The organism is Streptomyces sp. NPDC053367 (assembly GCF_044545925.1).
In the GTDB taxonomy this organism is placed as follows: domain Bacteria; phylum Actinomycetota; class Actinomycetes; order Streptomycetales; family Streptomycetaceae; genus Streptomyces.
On sequence record NZ_JBITYN010000017.1, the window covers coordinates 68,733 to 82,937 of the forward strand.

A 14,205-nucleotide genomic window follows, 5' to 3' on the forward strand; every position below is an offset into this window, starting at 1 on the left:
GCTTGATCCGCGCCCGCGGGGAGATTGCTCGAGTTCCTTGCCTCCCCGGGGGCGCGTCACCCCTACAGACGGGGCACCTCCGGCGAGCGTTACACCGCGGCGTCGGCTGGGCTCACGTGTCCTGCAGTAGAGCGCGGGCCTTCTCCAACTGCTCCACCGTGATGGCCCCGCTGTCCGGCAGGCCCGCCTCCGCCCATGCGGCCTGCGCGCGGGGGATGACGCCGCCAGCGTCGTCGGTGAGGATCTTCTTCGCCAGGTTCACGGCGATGGCCCCGTCCCCCAGGTCCATCAGGTGCGCGAGCATGCGGACCTGCTTGGTGGCGGAGGCTTTCTCGTTGTACCGGAAGACCAGCACCCAGCGGCCCTGCAGGGCGCGGGCCCGCTCGATCAGGTCGCGGCCTCGGTCGGTCTCCTGCTGCTCGGTGCGGATGTGCTCGGTGTCCCCCGCCGGGTTGCGCAGGGTCAGCAGGCCGCGGCGGCTGGACTCCTCGATCTCGACCTTCTCCAGGAAGGCCACGAACCGCGAGGCGCTCTCCAGGCGGCTGATGTCCTGCGCGGCCTGCTGAGCGACCAGGTGCAGGTCAACGGTGAGGGCGTGCACGCGGCGGCCCCACGCGGGTTCCTCGCCGGGCGCGCAGGGCCCGGCAGCGTTCGCGGCGGCGATGACGAGGCTGTAGTCCACGCCCCCATCATGGCGGCCGCCACCGACAGGCCCGGGTGTAGAGACCTTGCCGCCACGGTTTCGCTTAAGGTGGTTGATGATCTCGTAGCGGCCATAGGTCCCACAGACTCAGGCCGTGCTCGCGGACGTCGAGCCGCCTCGCGGCGCGTACGGAAAGGGGGCTCCCCCCTCTTCGGGATGAGCCCCCTTCCTGTGAGCGGAGTAGCTATCGGGACTGGACCAGCCAGATCAGGTAGGCGATGACGAAGCCGCCGACACCGGATCCTGCTCCGTAGGCCACCCCGAGGACGAAGCGCCGGCGGATGGCCCTGCGGTTCCGGCACCAGGAGGCTTCGACGCGGTCCCGCTTCCGCCGCCACCAGACCACGAGGCCGTTACGTCGGCGGGTGGGGTCGCCATGCTCGGGCGGCCTGGGCTTAGCATGCATGGTGGTACTCCATTCATTCCGTGAGTGTCTGGAGATCGCTGGAAGGGCCCCGCCGTCAGCACCTGGCCTGAGAAACCGTGCTGACTCTGGGGCTCTTCTGCTCTTCGAGCCTACTCGGCCTTCAGAGCGTCGAAGGTGCGCGGTAAAAGGAGTTGATGGGTCGTCAGATGCCCCCTCCCTCAACCTGAGCTTCCGCGAACCACATTGGGCTCTATAACGGCTTCATAACAACGCTTCCATCCCTTCGACGTCGGTTCCCTCGCGACCAGTTCGGTACGTCCCGTCGCATGACCAGTAGACGACCGACTTCCCCGAAGCGTTACACCAGGAGGCCGCCGCCGCGGCGGATGATCGGCTCCGGCTCGTACACGGCCAGGAGGACGGCTTCGGCCCGGTCGGGATTCTTCATGCCGCGGGCGCGCATCGCCTTCTTGGACTCGATGACCGTGTGGCCGCCGCTGTTGTACTGCAGCTTCGGGGTGGTGAGCTGGATAGCGGCGTTGCGGTCGGTGCGCAGCCGGAGCCGGCAGACTCCAGTGCCCGGGTCCGGCTGCAGCAGCGCGCGGGTGGCGAGCCACATCTCGTCGCGCTTCTTGAAGGGCCGCATGACGGCGCCCGGGTCGTCGTGGCCGGGGGACTCGGAGACCATGACGCCGACGATTTCGGCGCGGTGCCGGCTGTTCTCCGCCCAGATCTTGAGCATGCCGACGGCGCCGTGCCCAAGGCCGTTCTGGTCGATTTTGAGCCGGACGGGGACGGTGAAGCCGAGGGAGTCGGCCAGGCGCTGCGCCAGGTCGAAGTGCCGCTGCGCTCTAGAGGCGCAGGGACCGAGAGGCGGCTGCCGAGCAGCCTGGGGAAGATACGCGGCCGCGCCCTGCTCCTGAAGGCGTGCCTCCGCTTTTTCCATCCTCTTCAGCAGCTGCACGCACAGCTACTCACGCGAGCCCAGCGATTGGGCTCAGCACCACTGTCGCTGAGCCTGCGTCCGACACCCAGCCTCGGCAGAAACACCCCGGAGCGGCCGGCGCCATACAGGCCTTCCTGTCCTCCACGGCGCGTGCAAATCGGGCCGACCATGTTGGCGTTCAGCAACGGCATACGGCCAGGCAAGGACCAGGTGCTCGGACCTCAGCCCGGGAAAGTCCGCCACAGCGATACAGGCGGCCGAACAAGCAGGTGCGCGTGTGCCTCCAGCAACCACCTCCGGCCCCAGCCACGCTTCTTACTGCTGCTGCGGCCTGGCTCCTCGGAGGCCTGCAGTTGGTGCGCTAGCTTCCGTGGCACCCCGAGGACCGGAGCGCGCAGCGCGAGGACCGCAGGGCAACCCGTACGGTGCCGGACCTGACCGGTCTCCCTCACCCCCCTCTTCTTGCAGATAGTGGCACGCCGCTGACCTGCGCAAATGTGCGCGATGTATTCGGCCTAGGCGGAATACATCGTCTGTAGATGAGCCGAGATGTATTCGGTGTAGCTGCATAGATCCGGATCGTCAACCTGATCGCTGCGACACGCGAATAGTTTCACGCAAAAGTTGCGCTCCCTGGTAAGTTTTGCCCGTCAGAGCGAACGAAGGAGGCAGGTCACGTGCCTACACCTGCAAGGCGTCCGGCATCCGAGCCGCGGCCGGTAGCCCCGCAGCGCCTTGCCCCCGCCCCACCTCCGGCTCCCTCGGAGGATCTGCTCCGCAGCATGGTCAGTGCCCTCGATAGGGTCGCGGCCAACGGCGGGTACATCTCGGCCGACCCGCCGAAGCGCAAGTATGGGTTCGCGAGCGGCCAGCACATCAACTTGGACACGGGCATCCAGAACAACCTCTGGCGCTTCGGGCTGACGACCACAGCTCGAAACTTGCTCGACCTCATGGCTACAGAGCATGACAAAGACGGACAGATCCGCTCGACCCAGAAGCAGCTCGCCGAGCACTTCATGTGTTCACAGCCGAAGATCAGCAAGGCCATGAACGAGTTGTTCTCGTACCACTTCGCCTGGAAGATTCGCAGGGGGGTAGTTCAGGTGAATCCGACCTACGCGTATCGGTGGGGCAGCAGAAATCATCGCTCCCTGATCAGCAAGCTCGGGAAGCAGACGCTTAAGGAACACGCCATCGTGATCCCTGAGGCAGGGAGGCCGTCATGAGCAGCATCGCACTCGTTCGGAACCCCGACATGTTCGAGCGGCTGCCAGATGCGCAGCTCGGCAAGACAGCCCGCGACGTGTTCGACATTCTGCAGGCAAGGCAGGAGCCGGGCGGGCTGGTCCGCATCGCACAGAAGGAGCTCGCCGCCCGCCTCAGCATCACCGTGCCGTCGGTGTCCAGGGCCATAGGAGAGCTGAAGGACCGGGGCCTGGTTCACCCACGGACCGTCCACGGGCGCGTGCAGATCCACCCTCTGTTCGCCGCGTACGAGTCCATGGCCCACATGGTGAACACCCTGAAGGACGAGACCACGCACCTGTGGCCGCTGACCTTCCCCGGTAAGACGGTGCCGCTGCCGTCCGGGTCAGATCCGCGGTCCGGTACTGGCTTCGACCCGGACCCTGACGGCGGCGAGCCGGCACCGCTGCCCGATGCCCCGGCTCAGCTCCGCCTCCTCGCAGGCTGAATGCACCCTTCCCACGGCAACGGCTATCGACGGCTTCGGGGCGGTCACCACTTCAGGTGGCCGCCCCGACCCATGCCACGGGAGGGGAGCCACTTCGCGCGGGGGTCAGCCTTGCCCGGCCCGCTGTGACCAGCAACATCGGGCCCGGCCGCTATCGCGTCACCTCACCCTGAAGGGCCGTGTGGCCCTTCACGGCTGGTGGGCCGAAGAGGCGACCGCCCGACGCAAGGTCACGAGCATCACCCGGCAGCACGGCCAGCCCGGCGCCCGCATCACCCTGACCGACGAGACGACGGGCAGCGCGTTGACGACCTGGCCGGAAGAGACGTAGCGCTCTGTCATGCTGACCGGCATGGCCCACCGCCCGTACCCAGACCGCGGCCGCGCCTTGCGGCAGATCATGCGACGGCACCGCAACGAGGTGCCGCCCGAGCTGCTCCCGCACCAGCGCATCCCGGAGGTCGGCGCCGCCGTCGGCGAGTACCGGATCTCGACGCGCGCCCGGTAGGCAACCGTCGTCTGCGGGTGTGAGTGGTCCTGCGCTCCCTCTGTGATCTGATTCATCACGGATGTGGCCTTGCGCCCGAAATGCTTACCATGCTTGGCTGACGACGGTCGAGGCCGGGACTCCCGGCCTCGACTACGGAACAACTGAATACACAAGAGAATGAGGACATCAATGTCCCGTCACGAACGGCCCACCCGGCTCCGCAAGGGCCGCATGTGGGCCGCACGCACGATCATCCGCTACGTGACCTCTCAGGCCTTCGAGGCCTGCATGGGCGACACCTGTCGCACCTGGCTCGAAGAGATCGCGAGGTGGTTCCAGAACTTCCTGTAGCGCCAGCGGCCCGCCTCGCCGCAGCGCTCAGGCGGGCCCCTCGGCCGCCATCGTCACCTCGTCACGGCCGCCACTCCTCGCTGTAGCCAGGCCGGTCTGCGTACGGCAGGGCGAGGAAACGCGCGACCGGCCCAAATCGCTCCGCCGTCTCGATCAGCCCATTTTCCTGACGGTGCAGCCGACCGAACTTGTCGGGGTCGGAGTCGATAAGCTCGCGCATCCGAGCGCGCAGTGCCACCCGGGCCTCGACCGCGTTCGCGTACAGGTCGAGGATCTGCCGCTTGGTATCGATCTCGCGCAGTACCCGCGCCGGACGGTGCAGCATGATGTGACGCTCGTCCGCGGCCATCTCGGGGTCGAAGCTGCTGATCCGCGTGAACACGGTGCTCAGCTCCGCATCGGCCGCCCGCGCGATCCGCTCGTCCTCGTCGAGCTGGGCGCGCAGCCACTGCACGAACTCGCGAGCCGCTTCCAGCTCCACGCCGGGCGGGACGGCGAGGCCTCTCGTCTCCACTGACACTCCTTCATCTCGGGGCGCGAGATCCGTCCGCTTGCCCTGCTGAGGTGGGTTCGCTTCGAACCACGCGGCCACCTCGTCGGCGCGGTAATGCGTTCTCGTGGAGCCTTCGACCGAAACGGGTTGAGGGAAGGTAGGCCGGCGCCGGTACGTGTGCACCGATGAGCGGCTGACCCCGTGCTCCTCCGCGATTTGCCCGATGGTGATCAAGCGCGGACTCCCCTCGCGTTCAGGGTTTTTGGGCACGGCTACATCCTCCCCGAACTTCTAGACAATGTCCATAAGTTCTGTCACTGTGGAACGGCACCAACACGACGGCCCCGACCCGGAGTTGCAGCTCCACATGGGCCGGGGCCAGCCGAATCCCCTGCCGTGAACAGGAGAAACGACGTGCCCAACCGTACCGAGCAACCCCCGCCGCAGCCCACCCCCGTCATCGCCGCCCGCGGAGCCGCCGCTGCCGAGCTGCACGCCCGCGCCGCGGACGACTACGCCGCCGCGCAGGCCCACCGCGACCGCCTCTCCCACGAGGACCGCGTCCACGGCAACGGGCCGACCACGCGCTGACCCTCACCAGCCGCCGCGCCCCGCGATTTCCCCCCGGCGGGGCGCGGCTCCCTCCCTGGAGCTGCACCGTGAAGACTCTGCGCGGCGACGGCCGCCAACTCTCCAACCCCATCCGCGCCGCCTGGACCCTCGTCCTCGGCATGCTCCTCATCGCCGCAGCCTGGTCCCTCTCCGGCCAGCTCATGCGCTGGGGCATGGACCGATGGCTCGCCTGGCCCCTCTCGATCATGTTCGACGCGGCCGGACTCATCTGCGCCACCTACGCCCGCCGAGCCGTCGAACGCGGCACCCCCGCAGGCCTTGCCCGCCTCTCCCTCCTGGCGTTCGTCTTCGTCGCCGGACTGCTCAACTGGAACCACGGCAACGACATCGGCGGCACACCCGCGGGCGCCGGGTTCGCCAGCCTGTCCGCTGGCGTCGAGCTGCTCTTCGAGCTGCACCGCCGCGACGTCCGCGACGAGCAGCGCGCAGCACGCGGCCTCGTCGCCGAGCGACTCCCGCACATCCCCGCCCTCGGCTGGATCATGTACCCGGGCCGCTCCTGGACGACGCTGCGCGCCGCGGTCGGTGTCCGCCTCGACCTCCTCGACCCCGTCCAGACCCGACACGTGCTCACCGCGCCGGACACCGATGTCCGCCCGGACAACCGGCGCGCCGCCACTATCCGCTCCGCTGTCCGCGCCGCCGCGGACACCTTCCCGGACGCCAGTGCCGAGGACATCGTCGACCACCTGTCCGCCGCCGGGATCGACACCGACACGGACACTGTCCGCGCTGTCCTCGGCGCGGGCGCGGACAACCCCGCGGACACGAAGGACAGCAGGTCAACGCGTCCGCTTGTCCGCCGCGTCCGTCCCCTTGCGCCCCCTGGTCAGACCGTCGCGGACACCGTCCGGACAGCACTTGCGTCCGGCATCACGGACAAGGACGCCGTCCTGTCCTACGTCCGCGCCGTCCACGGACAGGACGTGTCCGCCGACACCGTCGCCCGGACACTCCGGCGCATCGCGTCGTAACCGCCCAGGACGCCGACGAGCTCCGCGCCCGCCGCTACCTCCACCGCCTCGGCATCCATTTCCTCGGCCATCAGGAGCCACCCATGCCCGAGCCCTGCCCCATCACCCCGACGCGCGTCATCCCCGCCGGTGCCCCACTCCCGGCACGGCCGCCGGAGCCCGGCGAGGTCCCGCCCTGGCGGACCCCACCACCGGCGTCGCCCGTTGCGCCCCCGCCGGGGGCTCCCGCCCCGCCCCCGTCGCCCGGGCCGATCGAAGTGCGCGTCACCGTCGACCTCGCGCCGGTGCCCGAGCCCGAGCCGGAGCCGCGGTGGTGGGAGCGGCTATGGGACCGCATCGCCACCTGGCGCATGGGCGCCGCCCTCGTCGCCGCCCTCACCCCGTGGGCGGGCGGTCAAAGCCCGGTCGGGATCTGGTCGCACACCGTCCACCAGGCCCGCACTGAGGCCAGCATCGGCGCCGCCTACGTCATCGCCGGAGTCACGGTCGGCGGGGCCTGGCTTCTCGACCGGCGCACCGGCCGCGTTGTACCCCGCTTCCTCCTCGTCACCGCCAGCCTCGGTGCCCTCGGCGTCCTGCACTGGTGGGACCCGATCCACCTGCTCACCGGAGTCAACCTGTGACCGGCACCAACACACTCACCCTGGGCGGTCTGCTACTCGCCCTGATCATCCTGACCTGCAACCTCCACCCCTGGTGGACCGGCGGCCGGAACGCAGCGCAACTCAAGCATTTTGGACAGGGTTTCGGCGCCGCCGCCTGCGCCGCGGCCTGCCCAGGCGGCATCCTCGGCTGGGCCCACTCCCGATCCGGCACCGTCGGCAACGGCGTCGGCGAGCGCGCCGGCCAGGGCCTCACCGGCACCAGCCAGGCCCAGGGCCTGACCACCGGGCAGCTCGTCGGCCTCGGCACCACCGGTGCGGCAGCCGTCGTCATCGCCTTCACCCTCGTCGTCCTCGTCTACAAGGCCGCCGGGAAGAAGGAACGCCGCAGGATCGTCGGCGGCGCCTACGTCGGCAGCACCCTCTGCTTGACTGCAGGCGTGGCCGGGCGCCCTGGCCTGGCTGCCCGGCGTCCTCAACGGCGTTGGCGATGGGGTGCTCGCCGCGGTGCAGGGGACGGGAATTTTGTGATCCGCCTCGCTGCCGCGTCCGACCGGCTCGCCACCGGGTCCGTGGTCCTTGCCCGCCGCATCGGCAACGGGGCCTGCGCGTGGTGCGCGCGTGCCCGCCGCGACGACCTCACCGGCGTCCACGCGATCCTCGGCAACATCCTCCGCGCCGGTCTCCTCATCCTCGGCGCGTACACCCTCGCCCGGGTGGTGCGGGCCGTACCCGCCCTCATGTGGGTCCTCACCGCCGGTTGGACCGTCGCCGCCTGGAGGACCGGCCGCCCCGCCAAGGCCCCCGCCGACGCCCCTGTCGATGAGCCCGCGCAACTGCCCGGCGGCACGGCCGTCCGGGCCCTGCTGCTGGAGCTGATGGGCGAGGCCTCTGGGGTCCACCTCCGCACCGTCCTCGCCCGCCTGCAGAGGGAGGGGCACTGGGAGGGCCGCACGGTCACCGATATGCGCCTCCAGCTGGAGCGCCTGGGCATCCCCTCGGACCGCAACGTCAAGGTCGCCGGAGTGCCGACCTGGGGGGTGCGCCGCCGCGACCTCGAAGCCCCTTCCCCGGCCGCCGCCGAGGCGACGTCTGCTGAGACATCTACCGCCGCCTGACCTGCGCGTCTACCGCGTCATCTACCCCGATCTACCCGCCCGTCTACCGGGCCATCTACCCCGGGGCGGCCGTTCGCCTGGCAGCTAGCTGGCCGCCCCGGACCCGAGTCAGGAGACCCCATCATGCCGTTCCGCCGATCCGTATCCCCGGTCGAACTGCGCGAGACGATGACCGAGGAGCAGCTCGCCCGGCACGCCACCACCTACCAGGCCTCGCGCGGCGGGCACTACCGCGAGCCGGAGAGGCCCGTCCCTGGCAAGCCGAAGAAGTAGCACTGTCAGACTCGTCCTGCAGTGGCCAGCATCCGTCCCCGTACGGCCCATCCCTAGTCGCCACCGCTCTGCAGCTCGCGGTTCCGTGGAAGGGCGGACGACGGCAGGAGTGAAGACGTGAGCAAGCTAGATGACGACGCAACCGCTCAACGCTGGCTATCGGCAGCGTTCAACCTGCTGACGCTAGACACCGTCTGGACACGGCATCTGAACACCGCGCACCTAAGCACTCAGGACATGCACCAAGCCGCGGACGTGGGCAAAGCGCTGCGCGACCAATGGCTGACGGTCACCAACCCACAGATGCTTGTGTTCATCGAATCGGTGGCGGCTGGCACCGCGCAGCGCTCCTGGGAGCGCTTCTGGGAACCCGAAACACTCGGCCCACCGCTCTATCGCAACCGGAAAAGGCTCGCCATGGCAACTCGCCGAGCTAGTCAGGATCTGCGCCGCACACATGATCAAGAGATCGAGGTGCTGACCGCGAAGATCGAGAATCTGCACGCCGGAATTTGGGAGCCTGGCGATCTGTCGCCCAAGAGTCGCTGCAATGTCCTATTGCTCAGTGCGTTCGTCGCCCTATACCTCGGACTTGGGGAGGTCGCGGCCGGCCTGTGGGCATGGTTCCTCGCCTCCAATTGCGCCAACCTCACCCTGGGAGTCGGCGAGGACCAGGAGTAAAACAATCGACCGCGCTGCGGGGCGCAGGCGGCTCGCTGGGGGCGAGCACGGGGCCGGTGGGGTGATCGATGTGCGCGGCATGACGGACCGCACGCAAGGGCGTTTCACCCCATTGACTCCAGCAACAGACCCCCCGGGGCTTCAGGCACGCCGCCCCGACTGGCCCGCCCCGTCGGCAAGCGCGGCAAGGTACAAGGAGTACGACGCCCAAACCGTCGCCGCGTTCGTCCGATACACCGCCCAGGACCTCGAGGTCGCCGGCATCGGCGTCGAGGCCAGCACGATCCGCGCCGACCTCACGCGCGGCCGCTGGCCCCGAACCCGACGACACCGAGCACGGCACGAACCGCTGGACCGGCCGCACCGTCACCGCAGCGCTTGCCCGCTGCGGCCACCGCCGAGCAGACGACTGACCACCGCCAGACCTGCGGTCACTCAGGCCGCGGCCTGGAGAAACGAGCCTGCGAGTCTTCCACGAACGCGTCCAGCGCCGTCCGGAAGCTGTCCACGCGATCGTCGAACTCCTGGCGGAGAGCGGCGGCGTGGCGAGACCGCGACTCCCGAGCCAAGTACCAGTCCCGCAGGGGCTCCATCACTTCGAGCATTCGCTTCCTCACCTCAGTCGCCCCGTCCGCGTAGGCAGGCGCGGTGCGCAGGCGTAGAGCGTTCTCCCGCGTCACGACTTCCTTGAAGCACTCGGTGAGGGCGGCGAACGCCTGCTCGGGGGTGCCGAAGCCGACGGTTGCCAGTGAACACGTTCTCGCCGGGTGGCGTCGCAGAGAGCAGCGAAGTACCCGATCTGGAGCCGAGCGGTGTTGAACTGAGCCACGAGCGCCGCGAATGCGTCGATCTCGGCCTGCCATAGGGCATCCTCACGCTGCCCGGTGAGCTGCAACCTGACCCCGTCGACCGTGGCCCGTCCCTGCATCCGCCCCGCGAGATACCCGCCGAAAGCGCCGATCGCGGTACCGACCACACCGATCCCCGCCGCCCAGACAGCGGCATCCCCCTGATGCATGCACCCGAATTGTGCCAGCGATACCACGTCACAGAACAGCCACACCGGCATCACACACCGCGCACACCGCGTCATGATGCAACCCCGACGCACAACCACCTGGGGAGACCATGCGCAACCGAGCGGCCGCCGTCGTGGCAGCCACAGCGGCACTCGCCTTAACCGCCACCGCCTGCTCCGACAGCACCAGCGAATCACCTGCCGACGTCAGGACCTCGCCCACCGCATCCGCATCCGCGAGCGCTGAACTAACAGAGGAGCAGAGGGCGAGCATCCGCGAGGCTGCAGGACTGCCGCCGACACCGAAGCCGGCCGAATGGGCTGCCTATATCAAGGGCCTCAATGCCATCGACGCCGACATCGTCCACGGCAAGGAAGAGAAAGCCGTCCGCCGCGGCATCGACACCTGCAGCAGCTTCAAGCGGTACCCCGACGACAGCGCCAAGCTGGTTGCCACGACCCGGCAGCGCTTCACATCCCCCACGCACCCCGAGGGCCGGGACGCCGCCACCGCTGAACGGATCCTCGAGGTAGCGCACGCGCACATCTGCCCCGACTTTTGACCGCCTGAGGGCTCCCAGCCACGCGCCCGCGTCCCGCCCGAAACTGCGCAAACATCTGGTTCACCGCCGCGCAGGCCGCCGCGTTCCTCGGCGCCAGCAGCTGCCCTTGACCGCGGACTTCACCCGCGTGCCGGTCCTCGATGACTTACTGCTGTGCGCTGAGGACGATGACCCCCGGGCCGGGTTCTGGTTTACCGCGGTAAACCAGAACCCGGCCCGGGCGGGGTAACTGCCGGAGCCGCCACCAACTGCTGCTCATCCGTCTGGAAAGATGCTCCATGCCCGAAGTACCGGAACGTACGGGAAAGCATACGGAGCACTCATGCAAGCAGCTGTCTATGTCGTGTCCATCGACCCTCAGGCGTCTACCGTCTGGTGGGCCAACAGGATCGGTGATCTGCCGTTCGACTTCTCCCAGGAGCACGAGACTCCGGAGAACCTCGCGATCTTGAAGGACACCGGAGCGAAGGTCCACGTCATCGCCAACCAGAAGGGTGGCGTCGGCAAGACCACCATCACCCTCAATCTCGGGGCCGTCGTCGCCGACGTCCTCAAGGGTTCAGGAAACCTGCAGCACGTCTTCATCGACACCCCAGGTAGCCTCCAGGACGAAAACCTCCTTCTGGAGGCGCTGAAGTACGCCCACGATGTCATCGTGCCGATGCCGCCCGAGCCCCTCGCGTTCGACCCGACCGCGCGCACCATCGCCAAGGTCATCGAACCCAGCGGCCTGCCGTACAAGGTCCTCATCAACAACTGGGACCCCCGCGACGGCAGGGCTGACCTCGAGGAGACCCGCGACTACATCAAGGCGCAGGCCTGGCCCAGCCTCGAGACAGCCATAAGGCGATACAAGGTCCACACCCGGGCCTCCGTCGAGGGCCGCGTAGTTACGCAGTACGAGGAGAACAAGCCCTCCTTCAAGGCACGTGAGGACTTCTACCGCCTCGCCATCGAACTCGGCTACGGCGGAGGCCGATGATGGCGGGTCGCCGCACTAGCCTTGCCTCCCTCGCCGGCGCCAAGGTCGAAGACGTCCCCGGACGCAGTGACGCCGTGCTGCTCACCCTCCCGCTGGACAAGCTGCATTGCACCCGCTTCAACCCCCGCCGCAACTTCGGCACCGAGGACGACCTACGCGACTTCGGCGAGAAGCTGAAGAAGGAACAGCTCCAGCCCGCGGTCGTTGTCTCGCGCGCCGCCTACCTGAAGCTGTGGCCTAACGAGGCCGACAACGTGGGCACCTGTCCATACGTCATCGCCAATGGCGAGCGTCGCTACCGTGCCTCGCACCTCGTGGGCCGGGGAGTCCTCGAGGTGGTGCACCGTGAGGACGTCGCCGCGTCCCGCGCGTCGTTCCTGGACGCAGTGCAGTCTGAGAACAACGACCGGCAGGACCTGGACCCCATCGAGCGGGCCATCGCCATCGAGACGATGGTTACTGAACTGGGAGGCGCAGACCAGGTCGCTGCCTACTACGGCAAGACCAAGGGGTGGGTGAGCCAGCAGCGCAAGCTCCTCAAGCTCACTCCGGAGCTCCAGGATCTCGTCAGTGCTGGAGAGATGCCGGTCCGGGTCGCCCGGGACATCGCTGGCCTGCCGGGCCCGGCACAGGCCGCAGCATGGGCGGAGCAATTGGAGCGGCGCCGCCAGGACAAGGAGGCGGGCGCCCGGCTGCGTGCCCAGACGGCGAAGCCGGGCGAAGACCCACCGACATCTGAGCGGTTTACCGCGGTAAACCAGACCGGTGCTCCATCTCAGGGCGGGCGGGAGACGGGGCCGGAGGTTGAGGCCCGGTTTACCGCGGTAAACCTTGGCCCCGATCTTGTGGTGCCGCAGCCAGTCGCCGAGGTCGGGTCAGCGGATTCTCACGGCGTGACAAGTAGCGAGGTTGACGCTGGTTCGGGTCTTCGGGCTCAGATCGCGTTGGAGACTGACGCTCCCAGCGCGGATAGCATCCCCGAGCCGCGGGAGGAGGAGGCCCGGCCTGTTGTGGCGCGCTTCCCCTACGAGGACGGCCTGGCCGTGGCCGACTGCCTCATCAGCAGGATGACGCCGCAGGAGTTCGACAGGATGATGCCAAAGCTCAACGCCCACTGGAGCCAAATGACCAAGCTCTCCACCTGACCGGCGTGGGCCTGCTTCGCCCCACGAAGGACAGGCCCCACCCGAGCACGGGCACGTTGACGGAGTTGGGAGTTGCGCGCGGGCCTCATGGCGCGTGACCCAGCGGACCGGCGGTCTCTGCCACTGTGTCAGCGGCCCGTTGACGGTTGAGACGGCGCATGGCTCGGCGACCCGGGCGTATGGCGGGCACAGCAAAGTTGTAGCACCCGCCCACCGTGTCCACGATGGTGTCGATGTCCATGTCCGGCGCCGTCTCGGCGAGTTCGCGGAGGTTCTCCGCGAACTCGCCGAGACAGCTGGTGACGGCCCTCCGGCGTACGGTGCGGCGAGAGGACACGGGCGAGGGCCGCCGTGGCCCGGCCTTGGCCGGCTAGGACTTGCCCCAGCCTGTGGGCTCGTCTCCGTGGCGGCCTGCTACAGGGCTGGGGCGAGGGCGCTCGTGGCCTCATCCGCCCAGCGGGTGGCGTTGATGCCCGGTCCTCGTCGATATTGGCGTCCTTGCCGCGGTTGACGAGCTCGTTCTCCCGCTGCCGGAACCTGGTGTGCCTGTCATTGGAGGCGCATCGTTCTGTCAGCTTGTATGGGGTGTAGGCAGGGGCGGAACAAGCACGTCGGCCTCCCAGGGGCGCCGGCCCCCTGCAGCCCGCAGCGGTGCGGGTGTCGGTCAGGTGGTGTATTCCAGGTCGTTCAGGGCCGTCTCGCGAACAGGGCCCACCAGCTCGTCCAGGTCCAGGGAGGCGAGAAGGGCGATCAGCTCCTATCTGGTTCGCCTCAGCTTGGCAGCGAGCTACGTCGGTGTGGGGTGGCGGGGAGGAGCATGCGCCGGAAGTCCGGCCGTGGGACGACCATCAGGTGAGTGAACGGTCGGCGATGTGGTGGAGCCGCTCCTCGAACAGTTTCTCTGCGTCAGGGGTAAGCGACGCTAGCGCGATCAGGGATGTGATCGTGACGTCGCAGAGTTCTTTGTGGACGTCGTCCCAGGTGTGGCTGGCCCCCTTCCGCGGGTTCGCACCCAACGCTCCGTGCAGCGCCTCGGCGACCTCCCCGAACTCCTCGCCGATCTTGAGCACGCGCATGGCCTTGGCGGTGTCGCCGGTGACGGGGCTCTCGGAGTCCAGCCAGTCGCGAAGCCGCTCGATGAGGTCCCAGGCGTGTTTGTCCATCAGGTTC

General features: G+C 68.5%; 19 protein-coding genes. 14 read left to right on the forward strand and 5 right to left on the reverse strand.

Annotation, left to right across the window (positions count from 1 at the left end):
* Positions 1–112: 112 nt before the first annotated feature.
* The 3 genes from ACIGXJ_RS35865 to ACIGXJ_RS35875 form a co-directional block, all read right to left on the reverse strand.
* Positions 113–682, reverse strand: coding sequence for a hypothetical protein (locus ACIGXJ_RS35865; RefSeq protein WP_399654711.1), 570 nt, complete (start codon positions 680–682; stop codon positions 113–115).
* A gap of 205 nt (positions 683–887) precedes the next feature.
* Positions 888–1,109: a hypothetical protein gene (locus ACIGXJ_RS35870; RefSeq protein WP_399654714.1), complete on the reverse strand. Its 222-nt coding sequence runs from the start codon at positions 1,107–1,109 to the stop codon at positions 888–890.
* A gap of 319 nt (positions 1,110–1,428) precedes the next feature.
* Positions 1,429–2,034 (reverse strand): hypothetical protein, encoded by a 606-nt coding sequence (locus ACIGXJ_RS35875; RefSeq protein WP_399654717.1) that lies wholly within the window; start codon positions 2,032–2,034, stop codon positions 1,429–1,431.
* A 764-nt stretch (positions 2,035–2,798) separates the two neighbouring features.
* On the opposite strand from ACIGXJ_RS35875, the gene ACIGXJ_RS35880 reads away from it, so the two are divergent.
* The 5 genes from ACIGXJ_RS35880 to ACIGXJ_RS35900 all read left to right on the forward strand — a co-directional run bounded on the left by ACIGXJ_RS35880 (position 2,799) and on the right by ACIGXJ_RS35900 (position 4,553).
* Positions 2,799–3,245 (forward strand): hypothetical protein, encoded by a 447-nt coding sequence (locus ACIGXJ_RS35880; RefSeq protein ID WP_399654719.1) that lies wholly within the window; start codon positions 2,799–2,801, stop codon positions 3,243–3,245.
* On the forward strand, positions 3,242–3,712 hold the full coding sequence (locus ACIGXJ_RS35885) for a helix-turn-helix domain-containing protein (protein WP_399654722.1): 471 nt from the start codon (positions 3,242–3,244) through the stop codon (positions 3,710–3,712). The genes ACIGXJ_RS35880 and ACIGXJ_RS35885 overlap by 4 nt, the downstream gene beginning before the upstream one ends.
* 181 nt (positions 3,713–3,893) lie before the next feature.
* Entirely contained in the window at positions 3,894–4,043 is a 150-nt protein-coding gene (locus ACIGXJ_RS35890; RefSeq protein WP_399654725.1) for a hypothetical protein, read from the forward strand.
* 21 nt (positions 4,044–4,064) lie between these two features.
* On the forward strand, positions 4,065–4,220 hold the full coding sequence (locus tag ACIGXJ_RS35895; protein ID WP_399654728.1) for a hypothetical protein: 156 nt from the start codon (positions 4,065–4,067) through the stop codon (positions 4,218–4,220).
* 171 nt (positions 4,221–4,391) lie between these two features.
* Positions 4,392–4,553 carry a hypothetical protein gene (locus ACIGXJ_RS35900; protein ID WP_399654731.1) on the forward strand — a complete coding sequence of 54 codons (162 nt, stop codon included), beginning with the start codon at positions 4,392–4,394 and terminating at the stop codon, positions 4,551–4,553.
* Between the two features lie 61 nt (positions 4,554–4,614).
* Here the strand turns inward: ACIGXJ_RS35900 and ACIGXJ_RS35905 are convergent, their stop codons facing one another.
* Entirely contained in the window at positions 4,615–5,280 is a 666-nt protein-coding gene (locus ACIGXJ_RS35905; protein ID WP_399654733.1) for a DUF6221 family protein, read from the reverse strand.
* Between the two features lie 180 nt (positions 5,281–5,460).
* Here ACIGXJ_RS35905 and ACIGXJ_RS35910 point away from each other — a divergent pair, with 180 nt between their 5' ends.
* From ACIGXJ_RS35910 to ACIGXJ_RS35950, 9 genes are all read left to right on the forward strand, one after another.
* The gene (locus ACIGXJ_RS35910) at positions 5,461–5,637 is read left to right on the forward strand and encodes a hypothetical protein (protein ID WP_399654736.1); all 177 of its coding nucleotides are present in this window, start codon (positions 5,461–5,463) and stop codon (positions 5,635–5,637) included.
* Between the two features lie 68 nt (positions 5,638–5,705).
* Positions 5,706–6,653 (forward strand): DUF2637 domain-containing protein, encoded by a 948-nt coding sequence (locus ACIGXJ_RS35915; RefSeq protein ID WP_399654739.1) that lies wholly within the window; start codon positions 5,706–5,708, stop codon positions 6,651–6,653.
* A gap of 83 nt (positions 6,654–6,736) precedes the next feature.
* The gene (locus ACIGXJ_RS35920) at positions 6,737–7,276 is read left to right on the forward strand and encodes a hypothetical protein (RefSeq protein WP_399654741.1); all 540 of its coding nucleotides are present in this window, start codon (positions 6,737–6,739) and stop codon (positions 7,274–7,276) included.
* Complete coding sequence (locus ACIGXJ_RS35925; protein WP_399654744.1) at positions 7,273–8,373, forward strand: hypothetical protein; 1,101 nt, start codon at positions 7,273–7,275, stop codon at positions 8,371–8,373. Before ACIGXJ_RS35920 ends, ACIGXJ_RS35925 begins: the two co-directional genes overlap by 4 nt.
* Before the next feature lie 123 nt (positions 8,374–8,496).
* Positions 8,497–8,646 carry a hypothetical protein gene (locus ACIGXJ_RS35930; protein ID WP_399654747.1) on the forward strand — a complete coding sequence of 50 codons (150 nt, stop codon included), beginning with the start codon at positions 8,497–8,499 and terminating at the stop codon, positions 8,644–8,646.
* A gap of 117 nt (positions 8,647–8,763) precedes the next feature.
* A complete protein-coding gene (locus ACIGXJ_RS35935; protein WP_399654750.1) occupies positions 8,764–9,327 on the forward strand; it encodes a hypothetical protein in 564 nt (187 codons plus the stop codon).
* 1,128 nt (positions 9,328–10,455) lie between these two features.
* Positions 10,456–10,908 (forward strand): hypothetical protein, encoded by a 453-nt coding sequence (locus ACIGXJ_RS35940; protein WP_399654753.1) that lies wholly within the window; start codon positions 10,456–10,458, stop codon positions 10,906–10,908.
* A 322-nt stretch (positions 10,909–11,230) separates the two neighbouring features.
* A complete protein-coding gene (locus ACIGXJ_RS35945) occupies positions 11,231–11,890 on the forward strand; it encodes a ParA family protein (RefSeq protein ID WP_399654756.1) in 660 nt (219 codons plus the stop codon).
* A gap of 74 nt (positions 11,891–11,964) precedes the next feature.
* Positions 11,965–13,035, forward strand: a complete 1,071-nt coding sequence (locus ACIGXJ_RS35950) for a ParB/RepB/Spo0J family partition protein (RefSeq protein WP_399654759.1) — start codon at positions 11,965–11,967, stop codon at positions 13,033–13,035.
* A gap of 848 nt (positions 13,036–13,883) precedes the next feature.
* Here ACIGXJ_RS35950 and ACIGXJ_RS35955 read toward each other — a convergent pair.
* A complete protein-coding gene (locus tag ACIGXJ_RS35955) occupies positions 13,884–14,198 on the reverse strand; it encodes a MazG-like family protein (protein WP_399654813.1) in 315 nt (104 codons plus the stop codon).
* Positions 14,199–14,205: the final 7 nt, after the last annotated feature.

Bases quoted from the DNA above. Each gene is read 5' to 3' on its own strand.
- ACIGXJ_RS35900 (WP_399654731.1), top strand. From the start codon at position 4,392: ATGTCCCGTCACGAACGGCCCACCCGGCTCCGCAAGGGCCGCATGTGG.
- ACIGXJ_RS35920 (WP_399654741.1), top strand. From the start codon at position 6,737: ATGCCCGAGCCCTGCCCCATCACCCCGACGCGCGTCATCCCCGCCGGT.
- ACIGXJ_RS35940 (WP_399654753.1), top strand. From the start codon at position 10,456: ATGCGCAACCGAGCGGCCGCCGTCGTGGCAGCCACAGCGGCACTCGCC.
- ACIGXJ_RS35885 (WP_399654722.1), top strand. From the start codon at position 3,242: ATGAGCAGCATCGCACTCGTTCGGAACCCCGACATGTTCGAGCGGCTG.
- ACIGXJ_RS35880 (WP_399654719.1), top strand. From the start codon at position 2,799: ATGGTCAGTGCCCTCGATAGGGTCGCGGCCAACGGCGGGTACATCTCG.
- ACIGXJ_RS35870 (WP_399654714.1), bottom strand. From the start codon at position 1,109: ATGCATGCTAAGCCCAGGCCGCCCGAGCATGGCGACCCCACCCGCCGA.
- ACIGXJ_RS35895 (WP_399654728.1), top strand. From the start codon at position 4,065: ATGGCCCACCGCCCGTACCCAGACCGCGGCCGCGCCTTGCGGCAGATC.
- ACIGXJ_RS35945 (WP_399654756.1), top strand. From the start codon at position 11,231: ATGCAAGCAGCTGTCTATGTCGTGTCCATCGACCCTCAGGCGTCTACC.
- ACIGXJ_RS35930 (WP_399654747.1), top strand. From the start codon at position 8,497: ATGCCGTTCCGCCGATCCGTATCCCCGGTCGAACTGCGCGAGACGATG.
- ACIGXJ_RS35955 (WP_399654813.1), bottom strand. From the start codon at position 14,198: ATGGACAAACACGCCTGGGACCTCATCGAGCGGCTTCGCGACTGGCTG.